This window comes from Massilia mucilaginosa (genome assembly GCF_011682145.1).
Classification (GTDB): Bacteria; Pseudomonadota; Gammaproteobacteria; order Burkholderiales; family Burkholderiaceae_D; genus Telluria_A; species Telluria_A mucilaginosa.
The window spans coordinates 12,449-34,064 of the sequence record NZ_WHJH01000038.1 but is presented as its reverse complement, the minus strand read 5'-3'; the positions used below and the strand labels follow the sequence as shown (position 1 = coordinate 34,064).

25 protein-coding genes are annotated in these 21,616 nt (G+C 63.8%); 17 read left to right on the top strand and 8 right to left on the bottom strand.

Annotated features, from left to right (window positions below):
* The first annotated feature begins 3 nt into the window (after window positions 1-3).
* The 7 genes from rfbG (at window position 4) to F2P45_RS23925 (ending at window position 5,844) form a co-directional block, all read left to right on the top strand.
* Window positions 4-1,062, top strand: coding sequence for a CDP-glucose 4,6-dehydratase (rfbG, locus tag F2P45_RS23955; RefSeq protein ID WP_166880633.1), 1,059 nt, complete (start codon window positions 4-6; stop codon window positions 1,060-1,062).
* A complete protein-coding gene (locus F2P45_RS23950) occupies window positions 1,059-2,300 on the top strand; it encodes a class I SAM-dependent methyltransferase (protein WP_166880588.1) in 1,242 nt (413 codons plus the stop codon). Before rfbG ends, F2P45_RS23950 begins: the two co-directional genes overlap by 4 nt.
* Window positions 2,300-2,848, top strand: a complete 549-nt coding sequence (locus tag F2P45_RS23945; protein WP_166880586.1) for a dTDP-4-dehydrorhamnose 3,5-epimerase family protein — start codon at window positions 2,300-2,302, stop codon at window positions 2,846-2,848. The genes F2P45_RS23950 and F2P45_RS23945 overlap by 1 nt, the downstream gene beginning before the upstream one ends.
* Before the next feature lie 23 nt (window positions 2,849-2,871).
* Window positions 2,872-4,002 (top strand): DegT/DnrJ/EryC1/StrS family aminotransferase, encoded by a 1,131-nt coding sequence (locus F2P45_RS23940; protein WP_166880584.1) that lies wholly within the window; start codon window positions 2,872-2,874, stop codon window positions 4,000-4,002.
* Window positions 3,999-4,631, top strand: coding sequence for a GNAT family N-acetyltransferase (locus F2P45_RS23935; protein ID WP_166880582.1), 633 nt, complete (start codon window positions 3,999-4,001; stop codon window positions 4,629-4,631). The genes F2P45_RS23940 and F2P45_RS23935 overlap by 4 nt, the downstream gene beginning before the upstream one ends.
* A 7-nt stretch (window positions 4,632-4,638) precedes the next feature.
* Window positions 4,639-5,298 carry an LbetaH domain-containing protein gene (locus F2P45_RS23930; protein WP_229505260.1) on the top strand — a complete coding sequence of 220 codons (660 nt, stop codon included), beginning with the start codon at window positions 4,639-4,641 and terminating at the stop codon, window positions 5,296-5,298.
* A 78-nt stretch (window positions 5,299-5,376) separates the two neighbouring features.
* Window positions 5,377-5,844 carry a macro domain-containing protein gene (locus F2P45_RS23925; RefSeq protein ID WP_166880580.1) on the top strand — a complete coding sequence of 156 codons (468 nt, stop codon included), beginning with the start codon at window positions 5,377-5,379 and terminating at the stop codon, window positions 5,842-5,844.
* A 208-nt stretch (window positions 5,845-6,052) separates the two neighbouring features.
* On the opposite strand, the gene F2P45_RS23920 is transcribed toward F2P45_RS23925, so the two are convergent.
* A complete protein-coding gene (locus tag F2P45_RS23920) occupies window positions 6,053-7,045 on the bottom strand; it encodes a hypothetical protein (protein ID WP_223164818.1) in 993 nt (330 codons plus the stop codon).
* 376 nt (window positions 7,046-7,421) lie between these two features.
* Between F2P45_RS23920 and F2P45_RS23915 the strand changes: the two genes are divergently transcribed.
* The 10 genes from F2P45_RS23915 to F2P45_RS23870 all read left to right on the top strand — a co-directional run bounded on the left by F2P45_RS23915 (window position 7,422) and on the right by F2P45_RS23870 (window position 17,755).
* Entirely contained in the window at window positions 7,422-8,864 is a 1,443-nt protein-coding gene (locus F2P45_RS23915; protein WP_166880577.1) for a flagellin N-terminal helical domain-containing protein, read from the top strand.
* Window positions 8,865-9,257: 393 nt separating this feature from the next.
* Window positions 9,258-10,700, top strand: a complete 1,443-nt coding sequence (locus tag F2P45_RS23910) for a flagellin N-terminal helical domain-containing protein (RefSeq protein WP_166880575.1) — start codon at window positions 9,258-9,260, stop codon at window positions 10,698-10,700.
* 71 nt (window positions 10,701-10,771) lie between these two features.
* Window positions 10,772-11,167: a flagellar protein FlaG gene (locus F2P45_RS23905; RefSeq protein WP_166880574.1), complete on the top strand. Its 396-nt coding sequence runs from the start codon at window positions 10,772-10,774 to the stop codon at window positions 11,165-11,167.
* Window positions 11,168-11,300: 133 nt separating this feature from the next.
* Window positions 11,301-13,310 carry a flagellar filament capping protein FliD gene (gene fliD, locus F2P45_RS23900; RefSeq protein ID WP_166880572.1) on the top strand — a complete coding sequence of 670 codons (2,010 nt, stop codon included), beginning with the start codon at window positions 11,301-11,303 and terminating at the stop codon, window positions 13,308-13,310.
* 26 nt (window positions 13,311-13,336) lie between these two features.
* Window positions 13,337-13,789 carry a flagellar export chaperone FliS gene (gene fliS / locus F2P45_RS23895; RefSeq protein ID WP_166880571.1) on the top strand — a complete coding sequence of 151 codons (453 nt, stop codon included), beginning with the start codon at window positions 13,337-13,339 and terminating at the stop codon, window positions 13,787-13,789.
* Window positions 13,790-14,137, top strand: coding sequence for a flagellar protein FliT (locus F2P45_RS23890; protein WP_229505259.1), 348 nt, complete (start codon window positions 13,790-13,792; stop codon window positions 14,135-14,137).
* 11 nt (window positions 14,138-14,148) lie between these two features.
* Complete coding sequence (gene fliK, locus F2P45_RS23885) at window positions 14,149-15,381, top strand: flagellar hook-length control protein FliK (protein WP_166880569.1); 1,233 nt, start codon at window positions 14,149-14,151, stop codon at window positions 15,379-15,381.
* A complete protein-coding gene (locus F2P45_RS23880; RefSeq protein ID WP_166880567.1) occupies window positions 15,374-15,736 on the top strand; it encodes an EscU/YscU/HrcU family type III secretion system export apparatus switch protein in 363 nt (120 codons plus the stop codon). Before fliK ends, F2P45_RS23880 begins: the two co-directional genes overlap by 8 nt.
* A complete protein-coding gene (locus F2P45_RS23875; RefSeq protein ID WP_166880565.1) occupies window positions 15,720-16,478 on the top strand; it encodes a flagellar brake protein in 759 nt (252 codons plus the stop codon). The genes F2P45_RS23880 and F2P45_RS23875 overlap by 17 nt, the downstream gene beginning before the upstream one ends.
* Before the next feature lie 125 nt (window positions 16,479-16,603).
* Window positions 16,604-17,755, top strand: a complete 1,152-nt coding sequence (locus tag F2P45_RS23870; protein WP_166880563.1) for a hypothetical protein — start codon at window positions 16,604-16,606, stop codon at window positions 17,753-17,755.
* Window positions 17,756-17,793: 38 nt separating this feature from the next.
* Here F2P45_RS23870 and F2P45_RS23865 read toward each other — a convergent pair whose 3' ends face one another.
* The 7 genes from F2P45_RS23865 to F2P45_RS23835 form a co-directional block, all read right to left on the bottom strand.
* Complete coding sequence (locus F2P45_RS23865; RefSeq protein ID WP_166880561.1) at window positions 17,794-18,150, bottom strand: hypothetical protein; 357 nt, start codon at window positions 18,148-18,150, stop codon at window positions 17,794-17,796.
* Between the two features lie 13 nt (window positions 18,151-18,163).
* Window positions 18,164-18,472 carry a hypothetical protein gene (locus tag F2P45_RS23860; RefSeq protein ID WP_166880560.1) on the bottom strand — a complete coding sequence of 103 codons (309 nt, stop codon included), beginning with the start codon at window positions 18,470-18,472 and terminating at the stop codon, window positions 18,164-18,166.
* An 85-nt stretch (window positions 18,473-18,557) separates the two neighbouring features.
* A complete protein-coding gene (locus F2P45_RS23855; RefSeq protein WP_166880558.1) occupies window positions 18,558-18,878 on the bottom strand; it encodes a hypothetical protein in 321 nt (106 codons plus the stop codon).
* A 128-nt stretch (window positions 18,879-19,006) separates the two neighbouring features.
* Window positions 19,007-19,825 (bottom strand): CPBP family intramembrane glutamic endopeptidase, encoded by an 819-nt coding sequence (locus F2P45_RS23850; RefSeq protein ID WP_166880556.1) that lies wholly within the window; start codon window positions 19,823-19,825, stop codon window positions 19,007-19,009.
* A gap of 67 nt (window positions 19,826-19,892) precedes the next feature.
* Window positions 19,893-20,234, bottom strand: coding sequence for a hypothetical protein (locus F2P45_RS23845; RefSeq protein WP_166880555.1), 342 nt, complete (start codon window positions 20,232-20,234; stop codon window positions 19,893-19,895).
* On the bottom strand, window positions 20,234-20,719 hold the full coding sequence (locus F2P45_RS23840) for a hypothetical protein (protein WP_166880553.1): 486 nt from the start codon (window positions 20,717-20,719) through the stop codon (window positions 20,234-20,236). The genes F2P45_RS23845 and F2P45_RS23840 overlap by 1 nt, the downstream gene beginning before the upstream one ends.
* 18 nt (window positions 20,720-20,737) lie before the next feature.
* A complete protein-coding gene (locus F2P45_RS23835; RefSeq protein WP_166880552.1) occupies window positions 20,738-21,547 on the bottom strand; it encodes a PEP-CTERM sorting domain-containing protein in 810 nt (269 codons plus the stop codon).
* Window positions 21,548-21,616: the final 69 nt, after the last annotated feature.

Below are 21,616 nucleotides of genomic sequence, written 5' to 3'. Positions count from 1 at the left end.
GGCATGGACGCGCTCACCCACGCCTTTCACGGGCGGCGCGTGTTCGTCACCGGCCACACCGGCTTCAAGGGCGCCTGGCTGTGCCTGTTTCTGGCGCGGCTGGGCGCGCGCGTGACCGGCTACGCGCTGGCGCCATCGGGTACGCCGACCATGTTCGAGCTGGCGCGCGTGGGCGACACGTTGGAGCGCCACCACATCGGCGACGTGCGCGACCAGGCCGCCCTGAGCGCCGCCATGGTCGAGGCCGCGCCCGAACTGGTGCTGCACCTGGCGGCCCAGGCGCTGGTGCGGCACAGCTACGCCGATCCGGTAACGACCTGGTCGACCAACGTGATGGGCACCGTGCACGTGCTCGAAGCGCTGCGCGCCTGCCCGAGCGCGCGCGCCGCGCTGGTGGTGACCACCGACAAATGCTACGACAACCAGCACTGGCCCTGGGGCTACCGCGAAAACGACCGCCTCGGCGGGCATGACCCGTACAGCGCCAGCAAGGCCGGCGCCGAACTGGTGGCGCACAGCTACCGCAGCAGCTTCTTTGCCGGCGGCGGCCCGCTGATCGCCACCGCGCGCGCCGGCAACGTGATCGGCGGCGGCGACTGGAGCGCGGACCGCCTGATTCCCGACGCCGTGCGCGCCATGCGGCAAGGCAGCGCGCTGCCGGTCAGAAGTCCCAACGCCACCCGGCCCTGGCAGCACGTGCTCGAACCGCTGCACGGCTACCTGCTGCTGGCCGCGCGCCTGCTCTCTGGCGACGCCTCCTGCGCCGGCCCCTACAACTTCGGCCCCGACGCCGCCGACAACCTGTCGGTCGCAAGCTTGCTGACCGGCTTGCAAAGCCACTGGCCGCAGCTGGCATGGCGCCTCGACGGCGAACAGCATGCCGCCAAGGAAGCCGCCCTGCTCTACCTCGATTCGAGCAAGGCGCGCCACGAGCTCGGCTGGCAGGTGCGCTGGCCGCTGGCGACCGGCATCGCCCGGACGGCCGCCTGGTACGCGGCGGCGCACGCGTCCGCCGACATGCGCGCCTTTACCGAACAGCAACTGGAGCATTTCTGCGCATGAGCACGCCCGCCCGCCCATGCCGCGCCTGCGGCGCAGCGCTGCACCACAGCTTTGCCGACCTGGGCCTCTCACCCGTGTCGAATGCCTTTGTCGCGCCGGACAAGGCGGCCGACGGCGAGATGTTCTATCCGCTGCACGCCATGGTGTGCGCCGGATGCTGGCTGGTGCAACTGGCCGACGCCACCCGCGCCGAGCTGCATTTCCACGCCAACTACGTCTATTTCTCCTCATTTTCGAGCAGCTGGCTGGCGCACGCGCGCGCCTACGTGGACCAGATGACGGCGCGCCTTGGCCTGGACGGGACCAGCCGCGTGATGGAAATCGCCAGCAACGACGGCTATCTGCTGCAATACTTCGTGCAAGCGGGCATTCCGGCAATCGGCATCGAACCGAGCGGCAACACGGCGGCGGCGGCGCGCGCACGCGGCGTCGACACGCGCGAACTGTTCTTCCACCGCGCCAGCGCCAGCGCGCTGGCGGCGCAGGGCGAACAGGTCGACCTGTTACTGGGCAACAACGTGCTGGCCCACGTGCCCGACTTGCACGATTTCGTCGGCGCCATGCCGGCCGTGATGAAACCGCAGGCTGTGGTCACCCTGGAATTCCCGCACCTGCTGCGCCTGATCGCCGACCAGCAGTTCGACACGATTTACCACGAACATTATTCCTACCTGTCCCTGACGGCCTTGATGCCCATCTTCGCGCGCGCCGGCCTGCGCGTGTTCGACATCGAGCACCTGGCGACCCACGGCGGCAGCCTGCGCGTCTATGCCTGCCTGCAAGCGGCGGCGCATGCCACCACGGCGCAGGTCGCCGCGTGCCTGGAACAGGAACAGGCAGCCGGCCTGATGCGCCTGGACACCTACACCGGCTTTGGCGAGCGCATGCGCGCCACCAAACGCGCGCTGCAACGCTTCCTGATCGACGCCAAGGACCAGGGCAAGCGCATCGCCGCCTACGGCGCCGCCGCCAAGGGCAACACCCTGCTCAACTACTGCGGCATCGGCGCCGACATCATCGATTACGTGGTCGACAGCAACCCCGCCAAACAAGGCCGGCTCCTGCCCGGCAGCCGCATTCCGGTGCGCGCGCCGGACGCCGTGTTCGAAACGCGTCCCGACTACCTCTTGATCCTGCCGTGGAACATCAAGGAAGAATTGATGAGCCAGATGGCCGGCATCCGCGGCTGGGGCGGGCAATTCCTGCTGGCCAACCCGCACATCCACGTGGTGGCCTGATGCGATTCACCCCGACACCGCTGGCCGGCGCTTTTCTCATCGACATCGACCCGGTCGAAGACGCGCGCGGCCTGTTCGCCCGCACCGTCTGCGAGGATGAGTTCGCGCGGCACGGCCTGGTCGGCCGCTTCGTGCAGCAAAGCGTGTCGTGGAACCCGCAGGCCGGCACCGTGCGCGGCTTGCACTTTCAGATTGCGCCGGATCAAGAAATCAAGCTGGTGCGGGTCACGCGCGGCGCGATATTCGACGCCATCGTCGACCTGCGGCCGGACTCGGCCACGTTTGGCAAGGCCTTCCACACCGAACTGTCGGCCGAGAACCGGCGCCAGTTGTACATTCCCGCCGGCATGGCGCATGGCTTCCAGAGCCTGCACCCCGGCACCGAAGTCCTGTATCAGATGAGTACGCCTTTCCGCCCCGCCTCGGCGCGCGGCCTGCGCTGGGATGATGCGGCCTTGGCGATTCCCTGGCCGGCCTGTGCGGCGGGGACGGCGCGCACGATCTCCGACAATGACCGGGCATGGCCGCTGTTGGCCGCCCTTACCTGACAACCTCCTTGTGAAGGAACGCCATGATTCCCGTTTTTAAGCCGCTGATCGAAAAAGAAGAAATCGACGCCAGCCGTGAATCGCTCGAAATGGGCTGGCTCGGCATGGGCAGCTATGTGTCTGGATTCGAAAACAAGGTCAAGGAAATCCTCGGCACCGAAGAGCGCCACGTCGCCGCCCTCAGTACCGGCACCGCCGGGCTGCACGTGGCCCTGCTGATCGCCGGCGTCGGTCCGGGCGACGAAGTGATCGTGTCCTCCTTCAACTGCTCGGCCGATTTCCAGGCCATTTCGTGGGTGGGTGCCGAGATCGTCTTCTGCGACTGCCTCGACGACACCCTGGCGATCGACATGACACAGGCCGCCACCCTCGTCACGTCCAAGACCAAAGCCATCATCGTCATGGATTACGATTGCATCCTCTGCGATCATGACGAGATTGCCGCATTTGCCGCCACGCACAAGCTGCGCGTGATCCACGACGCCGCGCACTCCTTCGGCTCCCGGTACAAGGGCAAGCCGGTCGGCAGCTTTTCCGACATCTGCGTGTTCAGCCACGACCCGGTCAAAACCATCACCTGCCTCGACGGCGGCACGATCGTCGTCAAGACCAAGGAAGAACTGGCCATGGTGCACGAACTGCGCCTGCTCGGCATGCAGCAGCCGGCCTCGGTCATGTACCAGAACCAGCGCGCCTGGACCTTCGATGTCGAACGGGTCGGCTACCGCTACCACATGCTCAATATGCACGCCGCCATCGGGCTGGCCCAGCTGTCCAAGCTGGAACTGATTGCCAGCAGCCGGCGCGACGCCTGCATCAAGTACAACGCCCTGCTGGCCGGCCTCGAACAAGTGCGCACGCCGCTGACCGACTTTGCCGACGTCAACCCGTTTCTGTACTACATCCGCGTACCGGCCGACGACCGCGACGACCTGCGCAAATTCTTGAAGGAGAACGGGGTCGACACCGGCATCCACTGGCAGCCGGGGCACTGGTTCTCGCTGTGGAAAAACTGCCGCGCGGGCGACCTGAGCGTGACCGACCGGGTCGGCAATGAAATCCTGTCCTTGCCGCTGCACTCGCGCATGGACCTGGCCCTGGTCGACGAAGTGTGCCGCCAGATCGGCCTGTATTTCGCGGGCAAAGCAGCATGAGCGGGCAAGCCCTGTTTGCCGCGTACAAGCAGGCGGCCGGCGCCGGGGCCGACCTGATCATTCCCGTGGGGCAGCCGGTCGAAGCGCTGCTGCGTCCGATCGCAACAAACAGCGCCCACATCAAGCTGAACGACGCGAGCCTGCTCAGCGAATGGCGCAACCGCTTCGTCACATCGTTCCTGACCGAATTCGACTCGCACGAAACGCGCACCGCCAACTGGCTGGCCACGGCGGTTGCGCGCGATCCGGGCAAGATCCTGTTCATGGTCGACACCCTCGACGGCCGCTCGGTCGGGCACGTGGGGCTCGGCTTCATCGACTGGGACCAGGGCTACGTGGAAGCGGACGCCATCGTGCGCGGCGGCGACTGCCGCAAGGGTCTGATGACGGCCGCCCTGCAAGCGCTGCTGCACTGGGCGCGGGCCGGCCTGGGGCTGCCTGACGCCTGGGTGCGGGTGCGCTCGGACAACCCGGCGCTGGCGTTTTACCAGAAGGCGGGCTTTAGCGAAGTCAAGCGCGTGCCGCTGGCCAGCAGCAGCGCCGATGGCCAGGTGACCTGGGTCGAAGACCCGGCGGCGGGCGAGGACGCGCCGGCGCTGGTCTACATGCGCTACCAGGCACCGGAGTAGGCGCGGCATGGCCCACGAACACCTGATCGCCTACACCTGCCAGCAGGTCGGCACGTTTTTCCCCGGCATGGAGCCGGCCGTGCTGCAAGGTATCATCGCGCGCCATTGGGACACGGCCATGGCGCGGCTGCAAGCCTGCATCGACCGGGTGAAGATGTGGCCGCAGGGGCAATTCAACCATCTCAATTCGAGCCAGTACTGCCAGTACCTGTACTTTTTGTCGAATACGATCTGGCGTGAAGAGCGCAGCGAGGAAGCGCTGGGCGTGGCGACGCGGCTGTTCCTGCTCAACAAGGCGCTCAACGGCATCGACCTGTTTTACGAGATCGAGATGCCGGAGGTGTTCTTTATCGGGCACTCGGTCGGCATCGTGCTGGCCAAGGCAACGTACGGCAACTATCTGGTGCTGTACCAAAATTCCACGGTCGGCAAGAACCACGGCGTGGCGCCGGTGCTCGGCGCAGGCGTGATTCTGTATCCCAACAGCGCCATCATCGGCCGCTGCCGGATCGGCGCCAACACGGCGGTATCGCAAGGCACGGGCGTGATCAACCGCGACACGCCGGGCAACTGCATGGTGTTCGCCGGCACGGCGGGCGAGCTGACCATCAAAACGGCGAAGCGGCCCCTGATCGACGATTTCTTCCGCCGGGGGTCAGAGCTCTGACTCGAAACATTTCTCGTTTGCCATTAGCGTACAATCGGCGGCCCGACGCGAACCGCGCCAACGACGACCTGAAAAACAATGAAGACAATCACCGGCGACCTCCTCCAGCTTGCACTCGATGGCAGCTTCGACGTCATCGTCCACGGCTGCAACTGCCAGTGCCAGATGGGCAAGGGGATTGCGCTGTCGATCAAACGGCTATTTCCGGAAGCGTTCGCGGCCGACCAGTCGACCGCCAAAGGCGATGCCGGGAAACTCGGGACGATCTCGGTCGCGCAGATCCAGCGGGATGGACGAACGTTCTTTATCGTCAACGGCTACACGCAATGTCACTGGCGCGGCGACGGCGATAAGGCCGATTACGCCGCCATCGCGGGGGTGATGAGCGAGGTCAAAAAGCAGTTCCAGGGCAAGCGGATCGGCTACCCCAAGATCGGCGCCGGTCTGGCCGGCGGCGACTGGGCGCGCATCGTTCCCATCATTGAAGAGGAACTGGCGGGCGAGGATCACACGTTCGTGGAGTTTGTTGCTGCCGCAAAAACCTGATCGTTTCCTACAACCGGGGTCAGAGCTCTGACTCGAAACATTTCACAGTTTGTAGCGTTGAAACGACAGCGATGTCCATCTCGCCCCACGGATGGCGGCAGCGCGCAGGTCCGCCTGCAAGGGGGCAGCTCCCGATGTCACAATATTTCTGTTTAGAGCTCTGACCCCGGTGTGGGGTGGCGGCGGTGTGCCGGGGTGGGCCGTTGCATCAGTACGGCTTGAGTGCCTTGGCGGCGTCGTCTTTCATTTTTTGCGTGTGGGCAGCGAATTTGGCGAGTATCTCTTCTTCGCGGGTGGCGGTCCTGTCGATCGCTTCCAGTAGGGTGCGGTAGGTGGGAAGCTCGCGCTCGCCCGCAAACATCAGCTCGCCCCGATGGATCTCGGTCTTGCCCAGTTGCGTTTCGCAGAAGTCGAGCATCGCGCTCATGTGCTTGATGAAGTCTTTCTGCGCCGCGCACAATTCCGCATTCATGTCGAGCGTCTGCTGGCCGATCTTCTCGGTCCTGGCCAAGGCGGGAGCGCGGTACTTTTCAGGCACGTCCGCATTGCGCAGATACGTCTGCCCCTCGCTGAGCGCGGCGGGGATCAGGCGGTTGCGCTCGTCGATCAGCTCGCCGAAACGCACCAGCTTGGCGCGCGATGCGTCGATCGCCGCGTACGATGTCAGGCCGGCCGGCGTGAGCGCGCCGCTCATGTCGAGTTTTTCGAACTCCTGGTTGAATGCTTCGCTCTGCGCCGTCTGGCGTTTGAGCAAGGCATTCGCGCCGTTCATCACTGCCACCACCTTGCGCACTTCCTCGCTCGCCGCCGGGGCCGGCGCCGCTCCCGCATCATCCTTGCCGCTCATGGTCGCCACCATATGCCGCCCCGCTTCGCGGATGGCTTGCAAGTCACGCTCCATGCCGCTGATCTGGCGCACGCCCCACACGATCAGCACGACCCCGATCGCCAGCTTGGCACCGGCCATGCGGATCGGCGGATGGGTTTTCAACAGGCCTTTCAGGATCACCAGGGCAATCAGCACACCCAAGCCGCTGGCGCCGAGGAAGCGCCCGGCCTGGTAGGCGTCGCCTTTCCCGTTCAGCGCCGCCACGAGCGGCAGCAGGAAGTCGATGCCGAGAGCGATGTTGGCAAACAGGTCGACGCGCTCGACCGTCCGGTCGGGCGCAGTGGCGCGGTGATCCATGGAGTGTTTCGACATAGTTAATGATTTTTGGCAATATCAGACGAATTCTACCCGTTCACCCGTTCCCCCTCCCGCTGCCGTTACGGGAAGGCAGCATTGTTTATCAAAGCAACATGCTTTGGGCGCTGCGCGGCCCGCGCAAGGACCCGAAAAAAGCCGGATATTTCGACTTTTTACCCTCAAGTTCCGTCCCCCCCTGCCGTCAAGCGCCGCGATCGCGCTGCGCTTGAGGGGTGAAATAAAAAATATACCTGCCTGATTTCACTAAACTTTCCGGCTGGTAACCCGTTACAAAAAAGGACTGCGGTGTGATTGTCCCGGACCGAAGGGGCAGACCAAAGCGAAGGCAAGTTGCCAACATGTATAAGTAGTATCTGCAAGGAGTAATACCATGAGCGTCATTAACACCAACGTCGCATCGCTGAATGCACAACGCAACCTGGGCACCTCGGCCTCCGCACTGTCGACCTCGCTGCAGCGCCTCTCTTCCGGCCTGCGTATTAACAGCGCGAAAGACGATGCCGCCGGCCTGGCCATTTCGGAACGCTTCACGTCCCAGATCCGCGGCCTCGACCAGGCCAAGCGCAATGCCAATGATGGCGTGTCGATGTTGCAAACGGCTGAGGGTTCCCTGCAATCGACGGGCAATATTCTGCAGCGTGTGCGTGAACTGGCTGTGCAGTCCTCGAATGCAACGAACTCCGCCGGTGACCGCAAGGCGATCCAGGCTGAGGTTGGTCAACTGTTGTCGGAAGCCGACCGTATCTCCCAGACCTCGGAATTCAACGGCTTGAAACTGCTCGACGGCAGCTTCGGTACCGCTACCTTCCAGGTCGGCGCGAATGCCGGCCAGACCATCCAGGCGACCACCGCCAACTTCCGTACCAATAACTACGGCAATAACGAAGTGTCGACCACGGCGCCAGCGACCACGGCCACCACCAGCACCGCCTACACCGCCGGCAGTTTCGCGCTGCAGGGCCTGGCAACCAAGAACATCGCCGTCACCGCGACCGACACCGCGCAATCGCTGGCCGCCACCATCAACGGCGCCTCGGCCACCACCGGCGTGACCGCCGATGCGAAGACCGAAGAAGCGATCAGCCTGACTGCCGGCGGCGTCTACGCGCTGGCCGTGACGTCCGATAACAGCACCGCCGCCAACGTCACCTTCACGGTCGGCGCAGCGACCAATGCCTCCGGCCTGGCATCGGCAGTGAGCGCATTTAACGATGTGTCGTCGAAAACCGGCGTTACCGCCAAGCTGAACAGCACCAACGATGGCCTGGTCCTGACCAACGCGGCCGGTAACAACATCACCATCGCCAACAACAGTGCGTCGGCATCGGTTACCGGTTCGGCCATCAACGCGGCCGGCACGGTAGCAGCCGGTGTGCCAATGGCGACCGGCACCACGTCGACCTCGATGGGCTATGTCGCGATGAACTCGGACAAGGGTTTCTCGATCGGCAGCACCGGTTCGAACGCAGTCACGTTGAACACGGCGGCAACGCTCAATACTGTGTCCGGTGTCGATGTCTCGACCGCCAAAGGCGCTTCGGATGCGCTGAAAGTGCTGGACTCGGCCCTGGCCAACGTCAACAGCCAGCGCGCTTCCTTCGGCGCACTGCAGTCGCGCTTCGAAACCGCAGTCAGCAACCTGCAGTCGACTTCCGAAAACCTGTCTGCTTCGCGCAGCCGGATCCAGGATACCGACTTCGCTTCGGAAACAGCCAAACTGACGCGCGGCCAGATCCTGCAGCAGGCAGGTACCGCGATGCTGGCCCAGGCCAACTCGCTGCCGAACGGCGTGTTGTCCCTGCTGCGCGGTTAAGCGCCAGCGTAGCAAGCTCCTTGCATCCCCGGCCGGCTCTCGGCCGGCTGGGGAATTTACCGCAAGCAGACCCTCCCGGCAGTAACTTCTTGTTTCACATGCAATAAAATCGCGGCGCAATGCCCGATTTCCGACTCCCCGGCCTCGCTCATGAGCGCCAAATAGATTTTGTTTTGCCCTCAAGTTCGGGAAAACGCTGTCGTCTAGCGCCGGGCAGCGTCACGCCTTGAGACCCAAAACAAAAAATATACACCCAAAATCCCCCTAAACTTTCCAGACCGCAATCCGTTACATATAAGGACTGCGGTGTGATTGTCTCGGAACGAAAGGGGCACTCCAAGGCGAACGGCACAGAGCCAACATGAATAAAATGTAATTGCAAGGAGTACTACCATGAGCGTCATCAACACCAACATCGCCTCCCTCAACGCACAACGCAACCTGACCACTTCGGGCTCCTCGCTGGCGACGTCGCTGCAGCGCCTGTCGTCCGGTTTGCGTATCAACAGTGCCAAGGATGACGCGGCTGGCCTGGCCATTTCCGAACGTTTCACGTCGCAGATCCGCGGCCTGGACCAGGCCCGGCGCAATGCCAACGATGGTGTGTCGATGCTGCAAACGGCGGAAGGCTCCCTGCAATCGACCGGTAACATCCTGCAGCGTGTGCGTGAACTGGCGGTGCAATCGTCGAACGCCACCAACTCCGCCGGCGACCGCAAAGCGATCCAGGCCGAGGTTGGCCAGCTGTTGTCGGAAGCCGACCGTATCTCCCAGACCTCGGAATTCAACGGCCTCAAACTGCTCGACGGCAGCTTTGGCACCGCCACCTTCCAGGTGGGCGCGAATGCCGGCCAGACCATCCAGGCGACCACCGCCAACTTCCGTACCAATAACTACGGCAATAACGAAGTGTCGACCACGGCGCCAGCGACCACCGCCACCACCAATACTGCCTACACCGCCGGCTCGTTCGCACTGCAAGGCCTGGCCACCACCAACATCGCCGTTACCGCGACCGATACCGCGCAGTCGCTGGCCGCCACCATCAACGGCGCCTCGGCCACCACCGGCGTGACCGCCGACGCCAAAACCGAAGAAGCGATCAGCCTGACCGCCGCCGGCGTGTACTCGCTGGCTGTCACATCCGACAACAGCGCTCCCGCCAACGTCACCTTCACGGTCGGCGCGGCCCTGAATGCCTCCGGCCTGGCATCGGCGGTGAGCGCATTTAACGATGTGTCGTCGAAAACCGGCGTTACCGCCAAACTGAACAGCAGCAACGACGGCCTGATCCTGACCAATGCCGCTGGCAACAACATCACCCTCGCCAACAACAGTGCATCGGCATCGATTACCGGTTCGGCCATCAACTCGGCCGGCACGGTGGCAGCCGGGGTGCCAATGGCGACCGGCACCACCTCGACCTCGATGGGTTATGTGTCGATGAACTCGGACAAGGGTTTCTCGATCGGCAGCACCGGTTCGAACGCAGTCACGCTGAACACGGCGGCAACGCTCAATACCGTGGCCGCTGTGGACGTCTCGACCGCCAAGGGTGCATCGGACGCACTGAAAGTGCTCGACTCGGCCCTGGCCAACGTCAACAGCCAGCGCGCATCGTTCGGCGCCCTGCAGTCGCGTTTTGAAACCGCGGTCACCAACCTGCAATCGACCTCGGAAAACCTGTCCGCCTCGCGCAGCCGCATCCAGGACACCGATTTCGCGTCGGAAACGGCCAAATTGACGCGCGGCCAGATTCTCCAACAGGCAGGCACGGCCATGCTGGCCCAGGCCAACCAGTTGCCAAACGGGGTGTTGTCCCTGCTGCGCGGCTAACCGGCCCCGCTTCGCTGCACTCCCCGGCCGCTTTTTGCGCGCCGGGGAATTTTCGTTAAAGGAATACGGTCATGGAACTTCGTCCCCTGGAGAACACGGCAGGCGCTCCTCTGCCCCGTCCGGCTGCCCCGGCCGCCACGGCCGCTGGCGGCGCCGGCGCGGCCACCAGCACCACTAGCGTCAGGACGGCGGCGCTGGCCGCGACCGGCAAGACCGACCCCGCCAAAGAGGCGGCCGAGCCGGACCCGGCCGAAGTGAGCAAGGTGGTCGGCCAGATCAACGTGGCGATGCAGGCCCTGTCGCGCAATATCGAGTTTTCGATCGATACCGACAGCAAGCGCACCGTGGTCAAGATCATCGACCAGACCACCAAGGAAGTGATCCGCCAGATGCCCAGCGCCGAAGCGCTCGAAATCGGCAAGGCGCTGGAAAAAGTCCAGGGTTTGCTGATCAGCCAGGTTGCCTGATGGAATTGGCGAAAAAGCGCCTGAATCGTGCGCAATCCGGGCATAAACCGAACAAGCACCGGATTACCCCTCTAAAGTATGGATAGAAGATGCCGTTAACTTAGTATATTCATGCTTTTACCAGGAGGCGTTCGTGGCCATTTCATCCGTCAGTTCAGGCGGCTCTATCGACGTCAACGACATCGTCAATAAATTGATGGTGGCGGAGAGCCGGCCTTTCGTCGCCATGCAGGACAAGGAAAAGGCGTACACCGCCAAGCTGGCGGCCTACGGCTCGCTCAGCGGTTCCCTGAACGGCTTCCAGACCGCCGTCACGGGTCTGGCCGACCCGACCAAGTTCAAGACCATCGGCGCCTCGTCGTCCGACTCGGCCATCCTGACCGCGACCGCCGGCAAGGATACGATCAAGGGCAGTTACAGCGTCAACGTGAGCCAGCTGTCGCAGGCGCAAACCCTCACCTCGGCCGGCCAGGCCAGCACCACCGCCCTCATCGGCAGCGGCGCGGCCACCACCCTGACCTTCGAATTCGGCAGCATCACGGGCGGCACCCTGGCCAACGGCGCCTACACCGGCGCCACCTTCGCCCAGGACGCCACGCGCTCGGCGCGCACCGTGACCCTGGACGCGAGCAACAATTCGCTGCAAGGCATCCGCGACGCCATCAACAAGGCCAATGTGGGCGTGACCGCGTCCATCATTTCGGACGGCAGCGCCAGCCCCAACCGCCTGGTGCTGACCTCGGCCCAGACCGGCGAAACCTCGAGCATGCGCATTGGCGTCTCGGGCGACCCGGCCATCGGCAGCCTGCTCGGCTACGCCGCCGACGGCACCCAGAACATGACCCAGAACAGCGCGGCGCAAAACACCAAGCTGACCATCAACGGCGTGGCCATCAGCAGCCAGAGCAACAACGTCTCGGAAGCGATCCAGGGCGTGACCATCAGCGCGCTCAAGATCGGCACCAGCACCGTCAACATCACCAGCGACAGCAGCGGCGCGAAAACGGCGATCAACAATTTCATCAAGGCTTACAACGAGCTGAACACGACGATCGCCGGCCTGACCACGGCGCCCAAGGCCAGCGAAGGCAAGGGTGCCGGCGTGCTGCTGGGCGACGCCACCGTGCGCAACCTGCAATCGAGCCTGCGCAAGACATTCTTCACGCCGGTGCCGGGCATGGACGGCGACATCAGCAGCATGAGCCAGCTGGGCGTGTCGTTCCAGGCCGACGGCTCCCTCAAGCTCGACAGCACCAAGCTGCAAAAAGCGCTGGACAGCAACCTGGACGACGTCTCCAAGCTGCTCAGCACGGTCGGCTCGACTACGGACAGCCTGGTCAGCTTCGTCGGCTCCACCACCAACAGCACGGTCGGCACCAAGGCAGTGGTGATCAGCCAGCTGGCCACGCAAGGCAGCGCCACCGGCAGCGTCGCCGCCGATACCAGCATCACCAAGGGCGTGAACGACCAGTTGTCGCTGACCATCAACGGCGTGACCTCGACCGCCACCCTGCTGGCCGGCAATTACACGGCGGCCAGCCTGGCCAGCCACGTGCAGTCGATCATCAACGGCGCGGTCGGCGCCACCAGCGCCAGCGCCACCAGCGGCACCGGGGTGCTGGTCAAGCAGGACAACGGGATCTTCACGATCACCTCGAACAAGTTCGGCTCGACCTCGAAAATAAGCATCACCGGCAGCGGCGCCAACAGCCTTTTGGGCACGCCGACCCTGGTCGACGGCCTCGACGTGGCCGGCACCATCGGCGGCGCCGCCGCCACCGGCAGCGGCCAGAACCTGACGGGCAACGTCGGCTCGGCCAGTTCCGGCATCCAGATCCAGGTGACGGGCGGCGCCATCGGCGAACGCGGCACGGTGAACATCTCGAAAGGGGTGGGCGCCCAGTTCACCGAGCTGATCGACAGTTTTGCGAATGCCAAGGGCACCATCGCAGGCAAGAACGCCGGCATCAACGCCAGCCTGGCCGATATCGCCAAGCAGCGCACGGCCCTGAATGTGCGCCTGACCCAGACCGAAAAAGACTTGCGCAAGCAATATTCTTCGCTCGACGTGATGCTCTCGGGCATGAGTTCGACCAGTAACTTCCTTGCGCAGCAGCTCGCATCCCTTAACAGCCTTCGATAGTCGCATTCAAAAAGAGGACATTAATTATGTTTGGATCTCCCAACAGGGGCGCAAGCAGCTACGCCAAAGTCGGCCTGGAAACGAGTGTGGTGGCGGCATCCCCGCACAAGCTGATCGTCATGCTGTTCGACGGCGCGCTGGTGGCGGTGCTGACCGGCCTGATGCACATGAAGTCGGGCAACATCCCGGAAAAAGGCAAGGCGATCTCGAAAGCCATCCAGATCATCGACAATGGCCTGCGCGCCAGCCTCGACAAAAAAGCCGGCGGCCAGATCGCCGAGAACCTCGACGCCCTGTACGAATACATGAGCGCGCGCCTGCTGGCGGCGAACCTGAAAAACGATACCGAGATCATGGTCGAAATCCAGGGCTTGCTGACCGAGCTGCGCGAGACCTGGAACGCCATCGGCGCGGCGCCGGCCGTCAATCCCGCGTCCGAAATGGCGCCCAACCGCATGTCCAACCTGATGAGCGCCTGAATGATGACCATGACCAACGCGATGACCAACGACGACGTGCTCTCCACCTACGAAGCCATGCTGGCCCTGTCCGAACAGATGGTGGCCGCGGCCGAAAGCGGCGAGTGGGATGAACTGAGCCTGCTCGAAAAACGGGTCGGCGCGCACGCCAGCGCCTTGCAGGCCAACGACCAGCAGATCTTGCTGGACGGCGCCAGCCGGGTCAAGAAAGTGGCGATCATCAAGCAGTTGCTGGCCTATGACCGCACCATCCGCGACCTGACCACGCCCTGGATGGCGCAGCTGTCGCAACTGATCAACAGCAGCGGCACCTCGCGCCGCCTGAATAACGCCTACGGCGGCGTCTAGTCGTCCTCGCGATGCTGGCGCGTACCGACGGACCGGGGCAAGTCGGCAGGATCGACCCGGCACGCCCCGCGCCCGGGGTCGGCGATGCGCGCCAGGAAGCGCTCACCCGCGTCCTTTCGACCGAAGTCGGCAAGTCGATGCAGGTGGCGGTGCTGTCCAGGTTCACCGACGGCACCTTTCTGGTCAGGGTGGCGGGCGAACAAGCCCGCATGAGCCTGCCCCAGGGGGCGCAAGCCGGCACCGAAGTGCCGATGACCCTGATTTCCATCACGCCGCGTCCGCAGTTCCGCCTGGACACCGGCCAGCCGGCCCAGTTGCCGGGCCAGCCTGCCGGCACGCCCCAGACCCCCTTGCCGGGCGCTGCCCTGCCGGCGGCCGCCACGCCGGAACGCGCGCCCGTGCCGCCGCCCGTTTTGCCGCAAGCGGCGCCGCAGGAAAGCAAGGGCGCGCCATCGGCCAACATGGCCGGGCGCACCACCAGCCTGGCCGCGACCCTGCTCGGCAAGTCGCCCATGACCGCCAGCGCCGACCTGCCCAAGCTCGACGCCAACACCCTGCCGGCCAGGATCAGCAATACCGGACAACTGCTCGCGCGCATACTCGACATCGGCCATCCGGTCTCGGGCAAGCCGCCCGCGATTGCCGGCGCGGCGCCCCTGATCGACCCGAAAAACGGCGTGCCGCCAGCGGCCGAACTGGCGCGCAAGCTGGAACAGACCATCAGCGGCAGCGGCGTGTTCTACGAATCGCACGTGGCCGAATGGGCCGACGGCAAGCGCCCCTTGAGCGAACTGCAGCGCGAACCGCAGATGCAGCAAGGCATGAGTACGCCCGGCGCCAAGCCGGGTTCGGCGGCGGCGGAACTGGCCAGCGCCCAGCTCATCAACCTGCAACTGACGACCCACGAACAGGCGCGCGTGAGCTGGCAGGGCCAGCTGGCGCCGGGCCAGGACTTGCAGTGGGAAATCCATAAAGACGCGCCCGAGCAGCGCGGACGCGGCGCCGGGGAAGACAGCGCCCCGGTGTGGCGCAGCGGCATGCGCCTGCGCTTTCCGCTGCTGGGCGAGATCGAGGCGACCATCGTCACCACCGGCGACAAGGTCCACATCGAACTGCGCACCGCCAGCGAAGGCACGGGCGAAGCCCTGCGCGCGCGCGCCGGCGAACTGACCTCGGCGCTGGACGTGTCCGGCACGGCGCTGGCCTCGCTGGTGATCCGCACGGCGGAGCCCGGCAATGGCTGAGGCGCCGCCGAAACGCGCCCGGTCGGCGGTCGCGCTGGCCTACAACAATGGCGATCCGGCGCCCAAGGTGGTGGCCAAGGGCAAGGGCCTGATCGCCGCCCAGATCATCGAGCGCGCCAAGGATGCCGGCGTCTTCGTGCACGAATCGAAAGAACTGGTGGCGCTGCTGATGGGGGTGGACCTGGACAGCCAGATCCCGCCCGGCCTGTATCGGGCGATTGCGGAACTGCTGGCCTGGCTATATCATATTGAAGCCGCCCAGGCCACCGGCGGCCCCCTGCCCGCCCCACCGGACGCAGCCCTTTTCATCGACCGACCACAAGAAGCGGCAGACAAAGATGCAATCAACCAATGATTCCGATATAGAAAGCTGGCACGACTTCGAAGTCGCCTCGCGCAAGGAAATCATCGCACTGTTGCGCAGCATCGGCGAGAAGCGCCAGCTGGTGCGCATGGTCATCCGGCGCGGCACCGAAGTGTGCGTCTCGGCCATTCTCGATGTCGATCCCGACAACAACACGGTCACCCTGGACGGCTCGGCCGACCCCGAGCAGCATCGCCGCTTCGCCAATGTCGGCCGGATCATGTTCGAGACGTCGCTCGACAAGATCCGCATCCTGTTCTCGTCCGAAGCAGTGCAGGCCGGCACCTTCGAGGATACCCCGGCCTTCGTGATGCCGCTCCCGGAAACCATGATTCGCCTGCAACGGCGCGAGTTCTACCGCATGATCACGCCGGTCAGCAACCCGGTGTCGGTGGTGATCCGCCTGCCGCAAGACCTGGGCGGCGGCACCCATGTGTTTCCGCTGGCCGATATCAGCTGCGGCGGCATCGCCATTCTCGACAACAAGCTGGTGCTCGGCAACACCATCGGCCACAGCTACACCGCTTGCCGCATCGACTTGCCGGACGTGGGCGCGGTCCAGACCACCCTGATGATCCGCAACTCGGTCGACCTGACCCTGCTCAACGACAAGACCAACCGCCGTCTCGGCTGCGCCTTCGTCGACATCTCGCGCGGCGGCCTTGCCAGCGTGCAGAAGTACATCACCAAGCTCGAACGCGAACGCAACGCGCGCCTGGCGGGGCTGGGCTGAGCCAAGAAATATCCACCCGGCAGCAGCCTGATTGACGGGCGGCCAACAGCGTGCCGATAGCCGGGCACGGCCTGGCCCGAGGGCGTATGTTTCAAGTTCACCGCGGACTTTTTCGGAGAATGATGATGAAACGTACACTCGTGCTGTCAGCCACCCTGGCCTGCCTGGTGGCCTGTTCCAGCCCCTACCGCACCCCCGTGCTCGACGCCACCCCGGCCACCTTGCCGACCTTTGCGGGCGTGGCCAGCCTGCTCAAGCCGGAGCGCGCGCTCGACGTGCTGCTGGTGCATGGCATCTGCACCCAGGACGAGTCCTGGGCCAGGGAGTCGGTGGAGCAACTGGTTACCGGCCTGGGCGGCGACACGGCCCAGGTGGCGCTGTCGCGCAGCGATGTGGGCGACACCGGCATCGTGCTGTACCGTCAGAGCCTGTCGCTGGCGGGCGGCCCGGTCAACATCAACGCGCTCCTGTGGTCGCCGCTGACGACGCCGCTCAAGGCCGAGCTGTGCTACGACCAGAGCAACAAATCCGCCACCTGCCCGGCGGACCAGCCCGCCTATCCGTACAAGCGCGCCGCGCTCAACCGCGCGCTGAAAGACAAGCTGCTCGACGATTGCCTGTCCGACGCCGTGATTTACCAGGGCAAGGCGCGCGAGGCCATCAGCCAGCGCATGCAGACGGCCATCCTGCAAGCGGTGGGCGGCGGCAACGGGACCGGTGCGGCGCTGGTGCCGGGCGGCGGCCAGGTCCCGCCGGAACCGCTGCCGCTGGTGCTCATCACGGACAGCCTGGGCAGCAAAGTGACCTTCGACGCCCTGTTCCGGCTGTCCGGCACGCCGGCGCAGTCGGTGACGGCGCTGCAAGTGTTCAACCGCACCTCGCTGGTGTTCATGCGCGCCAACCAGTTGCCGCTGCTGCGGCTGGCGGAAATGGATCTCGACGGCAGCATGGCGCCGCGCGGGCCGAATGACTTTCCGGCCGATCCGATCCAGGCGCTCGTCGAGCGCAACCGCGTGCAAGGCGTGGGCAAGCCGACCAATGTGCCGACCGTGGTGGCGTTCACCGATCCGAACGACGTGCTGGCGTACACCCTGGTGAACAGCCCCTTCGCCGCGCGCGCCACCTATCCGATCATCGACGTGGTGGTGTCGAACGCGCCCACGTATCTGGGACTGCTGGAACTGCCGACCAGCGCGCACACGGATTATCCGCGCAATGCCACGGTGCAGCGCTTGATCGCCTGCGGCGAACCGGCGCTGGAAGGTTGCGGCAACTGACCTTGCGGAGGGTTGGCGGCGGCGCTGGCCCCCCCTCCTCACTTTGGCTTGATCATCAATTCCTTGCACATCTCCTCGATGAGCTCCGGCTTTTCCTTGATCTGGGCGGCGATATCGGGACGATGGGCATAGTGTTCGGTAGCGCGCAAACGCGCAAGGTAGCCGGGAGTGCCTCCGGATTTGAAGTTCTCCTGCACCAGTTCCTCTTTTTGAGCGTCAGTCAGGGAGACCAACGCCGGACAGTATGCCAATTGTGTTTCCATCAAAATAAGTATCATGACCGGCCACTTGTCCAGGCATCCTTCCGGGTCCTCGCAAGGGCTGGTCGCGCTGGCGCTCGCCGCGGCAAGCGTCAGGAGCGCGCCAGGCAGCAGTTGTCGAAAACAGGTGGACATATGGGTTTCCGTTTCAAAGTGGGCAAGCAAGCTTGCGGGCGATGCGGACGATCCGCTGTTTGAGCGAGACCACATGCTTGAACCTGGCTTTTTCAAGCGGCTCGTCCCATGCCTGATCTTTCACCAGCAGCAGGAGAAAGCGGCCCTGTTCGTTGAACGAAGGATACCAGCCGACATCGAGCAACAGATGATCGCCGAATCGGATTTGCAGCATGTCTTCCCTGAGACAGCCGACATGCACGGCCACGTCAAACGCATCGGGCAGATGGGAAATCTGGTCGTACACGACCACGCCCTTCCCTATATCCAGATTCCAGAACATGGGTGCCTTTCATTGATCGGTCATTCGCCGGGGCCGGGCAGGCGCCAGGCGGGCAGCAGCGCGCCGCTGCACTGCGGCGGCGCGCTCACAACCATCGGTTGCAAGGAGAGCCATGCAAAAGCTCCCGGAATCGATCGAGCGTGATCATATTTTTATCGACCAGCACATCGGTTATCTCGACGAAAATAGCATAATCCTCCGCGCATCCGGTACTCTTTGAAAGAACATCGAACGCATCGTTAAACAGCTCATGCTCATGCTGGTCGTAGGCAGCGAATATCACTTCGCGCATCCTTGACTTCAGCGATTGGTTTTCTCTTGTATCGTCTTCGGCATTCGTAAAGTCCGAAGCATAATACGCGGCAAGATCGATCTTGATTTGATCGAGCCTGTTTCTAAGTTCCATCGGTAACTCCTGCTCGAACGGGGCATCAAGTCGGCATCATAACGGGCATTATCATGGACGGGCCATGAATCCGGCAAAGGGCGATATCATCGACATTGCCGTGCCGGGAAAACCCGCGGTGGCGGCATTCACCGATCGGCCGGGCCGCGCCGCCCTGCCGGCACCTGCAATATACGGTACAAGATGGTCATCCCTACAGCGCCCAGCAACATCGCCAGCAACCAGGTCGAGGGGGCGAACAGCGGAAAGCTGTCCTGTGCCCTGCCGGCGTCGTCCCAGTCGACGGTGACGCAGGCGGTATTGTAGGCGGCGTGCAGCGCGATACACGGTATCAGCGACCTGGTGCGCTCGTACAGCCAGCCGAGAAACACGCCGATGATCACAGCGCCGACATATTGATAGATATTCATGTGGGCAAAGCCGAACAGGCCGGCCGAGGCCAGGATGGCGGCCCATTTCGGATACTGGCCCAGGAAGCTGCGCAGGATAATTCCGCGAAACAGCATTTCCTCGAGCACCGGCCCCAGCAGGCAGATGGCCACGAGCATGGTGACGCTGTCGGCATTCAGGCTGGCCAGCAGCGCCCGGTCCTGCGACGTCATGGGCAACAGCGCCAGCAGCGCCGCGTCCAGCGTGACCATGGAAATGAAGAGCAATGGCAGCGTCAGGGAAAGTGCCGGCAACAGCACCAACAGCGCGGGTCGTCCCCCTGCGCGCGAAGAATGGAACAGTTCGCGATAGCTAAGGTTTTTATAGCCCATCAGCCCGGTGAAGACGATGCCATAGCCGAGCACCATGATCATGCCGCCCAGGTCGCGCGGTTCCATCGACAAGGCGCCGCGCACGTCGTACAGCGCCGCACCCACCAGGTACTCGGCCATGTACAACGCGATGACCAGCATCAGCGCTTCCAGCGCGTTCGGGAAGGTTTCGTGTTTCTCATCCATGAATCGGCAATCGTGCTTTCCCGGCACTCAAGCCGCGCAAAAGCACGAGTAAACGCGATGTGAGGAGTTATTGCAAGCAAGAAATCGAAAGACGATCGGTTACAACGGTTTTTCTGCGGCTGGATCGACCATCCGATGCCCCGGTTGACCGCCATCCCGTGCAGCGATGCGCTGCTGGACAAGTAACCCCACGCGAAGCGAAAACGTCGCGCTGATAGTCGCTCATGTAGAAATCCTGGCCGTGCAGGGTGACCCGCATGCCGTACGAAGGCCGGTCCGCTTGCCTTGTCGCCGCATCGCACCGCAGCCGTCCGGTGTCGATCGCCGCCAGAAAATCCGTGCGCGACAACGGCGCCACCATCGTCCCGTCGACCAGCACATGCTCCAGATCGAACCGGGCGACGGCCATCAGGATGGTCCGCCCGGCCCCGATAAGGCGTCCTTTCTCGAAAAATAATCGATCGTCACGCTGCACAAGGTGGAACGCAGGTCTGCCCTGACCATGACCAGTCCCCAGGAAAACTGAAAATAATCGACGCCCGTGGTGGAATCGGTCGCCTCGCGCGCCCATGCCGTGGCCAGCATCCTGCTCAGTTGACGTTTTTCCTTGAGCAAGTCGTCCGGCGTGGCGTCGTTACCCAAGCGGCTCACCGGGCCGTCGCGCCATACCAGATCGATGACATGCAGGCGTTCATTCTCAAAACGCAGCGCGCCGCCGAAGTTCCGCCCCCATAAAACCAGGTCGGTAAAATAGACATGGCATCCATTCAGATTTCCTTTATCGATGTCATTTTTCGACGCCAGGCGCGATGCAAACTCGCCGCGCAGGGTGTCGCCGCCGATCGTGCGATCCGCGTCGAGCGCGAGCGAGCCGTTACTCAGGTCAATGGCCATAGTGAATATACAAAACCGCTAGGCACGTGTGCGGCCAGTCAGGGGCAGCCGGCCGGCGTATGTCGGGCCGTACGCGTCGGCACTGGCTGCGCCACGCCGGCGCCAGAGCACCAGTCCCAGGCCCGCGAGCAGCATCGCGTACGTCGCCGGTTCCGGCATCGACGGCACGCCGTAGATACCCGCATAGGCGTTGGCCCAGAAAGTGAACCCGCCCGTGCCGCGATGTTCTCCGGTCTGCAAGGTTCTGGAAAACAAATTGGTACCGGTTCCGTTATCGACTGAACTGTAATAGGAATTGAAACTTGAATAGATGAACCGCTCTTCCTCAAGCTGACCGCTGAAGATGGCCACGCTCGATGCGAGCGCCGTAGCGTCGGGCGGCGAGGCGGTAAGGTCGACCGCTGCGCTGAAGCGCACGGCGGTGTGCGGCGAGAGCGAGAAAGACACACCGTAGGTATTGCCGGCATGAATGGACCGGTTGCTCAGGGCCGGCCCGTGATAGACCGTCGATGCCGTCAGCGCGGTCGGCTCGGTGGACGTCTGCGCGGCGCCGACCGTCCAGGTATGTTCTAGGGCGCCGTAGCCATATTGCAAGAACGGATCGTTTGCTTCCAGATCAACGCTGTACGCCACGCGCGACGTGACGTAGGGGCGCCCGAACTCGACGACGGGCGCCACGCCATCGTCGGGACGCAGATCGATCACTTCGATGCTGAGCTGGCGGACTTGCACGCTGGAAGTCGCCGTCAAGGCGTGGGCTGCGAGGGGTGAAAGTAATAAGCCGGCAAGGAACAAGCGCGCAGGCAAGCGGGAGGGCTGCTTGGACATGATCGACCTTTCACGACATCGCCGCGAGCTTGCGGTACGCCAAGCATAAACCAAATACGTGCAATAAAT

Coding starts and splice junctions, on each gene's coding strand:
- rfbG (WP_166880633.1), top strand. CDS start 4: ATGGACGCGCTCACCCACGCCTTTCACGGGCGGCGCGTGTTCGTCACC.
- F2P45_RS23950 (WP_166880588.1), top strand. CDS start 1,059: ATGAGCACGCCCGCCCGCCCATGCCGCGCCTGCGGCGCAGCGCTGCAC.
- F2P45_RS23945 (WP_166880586.1), top strand. CDS start 2,300: ATGCGATTCACCCCGACACCGCTGGCCGGCGCTTTTCTCATCGACATC.
- F2P45_RS23940 (WP_166880584.1), top strand. CDS start 2,872: ATGATTCCCGTTTTTAAGCCGCTGATCGAAAAAGAAGAAATCGACGCC.
- F2P45_RS23935 (WP_166880582.1), top strand. CDS start 3,999: ATGAGCGGGCAAGCCCTGTTTGCCGCGTACAAGCAGGCGGCCGGCGCC.
- F2P45_RS23930 (WP_229505260.1), top strand. CDS start 4,639: ATGGCCCACGAACACCTGATCGCCTACACCTGCCAGCAGGTCGGCACG.
- F2P45_RS23925 (WP_166880580.1), top strand. CDS start 5,377: ATGAAGACAATCACCGGCGACCTCCTCCAGCTTGCACTCGATGGCAGC.
- F2P45_RS23920 (WP_223164818.1), bottom strand. CDS start 7,045: ATGTCGAAACACTCCATGGATCACCGCGCCACTGCGCCCGACCGGACG.
- F2P45_RS23915 (WP_166880577.1), top strand. CDS start 7,422: ATGAGCGTCATTAACACCAACGTCGCATCGCTGAATGCACAACGCAAC.
- F2P45_RS23910 (WP_166880575.1), top strand. CDS start 9,258: ATGAGCGTCATCAACACCAACATCGCCTCCCTCAACGCACAACGCAAC.
- F2P45_RS23905 (WP_166880574.1), top strand. CDS start 10,772: ATGGAACTTCGTCCCCTGGAGAACACGGCAGGCGCTCCTCTGCCCCGT.
- fliS (WP_166880571.1), top strand. CDS start 13,337: ATGTTTGGATCTCCCAACAGGGGCGCAAGCAGCTACGCCAAAGTCGGC.
- F2P45_RS23890 (WP_229505259.1), top strand. CDS start 13,790: ATGATGACCATGACCAACGCGATGACCAACGACGACGTGCTCTCCACC.
- fliK (WP_166880569.1), top strand. CDS start 14,149: ATGCTGGCGCGTACCGACGGACCGGGGCAAGTCGGCAGGATCGACCCG.
- F2P45_RS23880 (WP_166880567.1), top strand. CDS start 15,374: ATGGCTGAGGCGCCGCCGAAACGCGCCCGGTCGGCGGTCGCGCTGGCC.
- F2P45_RS23875 (WP_166880565.1), top strand. CDS start 15,720: ATGCAATCAACCAATGATTCCGATATAGAAAGCTGGCACGACTTCGAA.
- F2P45_RS23870 (WP_166880563.1), top strand. CDS start 16,604: ATGAAACGTACACTCGTGCTGTCAGCCACCCTGGCCTGCCTGGTGGCC.
- F2P45_RS23865 (WP_166880561.1), bottom strand. CDS start 18,150: ATGTCCACCTGTTTTCGACAACTGCTGCCTGGCGCGCTCCTGACGCTT.
- F2P45_RS23860 (WP_166880560.1), bottom strand. CDS start 18,472: ATGTTCTGGAATCTGGATATAGGGAAGGGCGTGGTCGTGTACGACCAG.
- F2P45_RS23855 (WP_166880558.1), bottom strand. CDS start 18,878: ATGGAACTTAGAAACAGGCTCGATCAAATCAAGATCGATCTTGCCGCG.
- F2P45_RS23850 (WP_166880556.1), bottom strand. CDS start 19,825: ATGGATGAGAAACACGAAACCTTCCCGAACGCGCTGGAAGCGCTGATG.
- F2P45_RS23845 (WP_166880555.1), bottom strand. CDS start 20,234: ATGGCCGTCGCCCGGTTCGATCTGGAGCATGTGCTGGTCGACGGGACG.
- F2P45_RS23840 (WP_166880553.1), bottom strand. CDS start 20,719: ATGGCCATTGACCTGAGTAACGGCTCGCTCGCGCTCGACGCGGATCGC.
- F2P45_RS23835 (WP_166880552.1), bottom strand. CDS start 21,547: ATGTCCAAGCAGCCCTCCCGCTTGCCTGCGCGCTTGTTCCTTGCCGGC.